This is a genomic window from Sulfitobacter sp. HI0040 (assembly GCF_001634885.1).
Classification (GTDB): Bacteria; Pseudomonadota; Alphaproteobacteria; order Rhodobacterales; family Rhodobacteraceae; genus Sulfitobacter.
Genome location: NZ_LWEX01000414.1, coordinates 1 through 307 on the forward strand (window position 1 = coordinate 1; position 307 = coordinate 307).

A 307-nucleotide genomic window follows, 5' to 3' on the forward strand; every position below is an offset into this window, starting at 1 on the left:
TGAGGTGCAACTGCTCGGTGAACAGCCCCTCGATGGCCTTCACCGCACCCAGCCCGTCGAAGACCGCGCCAAAGGCCAGCGCCGCAAGGATGATCCACATGAACATGCAGGTGATGCCCAGCGTGTTGCGCACCGAATTCTCGAAAACCTCGCGCGTCATGCGACCCTTCAGAACCGCGGCGAGAAAGGCGACCCCGGCCCCGATGGCCGAACTTTCCACCAGCGAGGTCCAGCCGTTGACGAAGGGCACCATCATGGCGGCGAAAATGCCGATGGGCAGGATCCCCGCGCGCAGCAGGCGCAGCTT

1 pseudogene is annotated in these 307 nt (G+C 64.2%); it reads right to left on the reverse strand.

The features are described from left to right. Positions 1 to 307 (reverse strand): annotated as a pseudogene (locus A3728_RS17130) (C4-dicarboxylate ABC transporter); the annotation flags it as partial.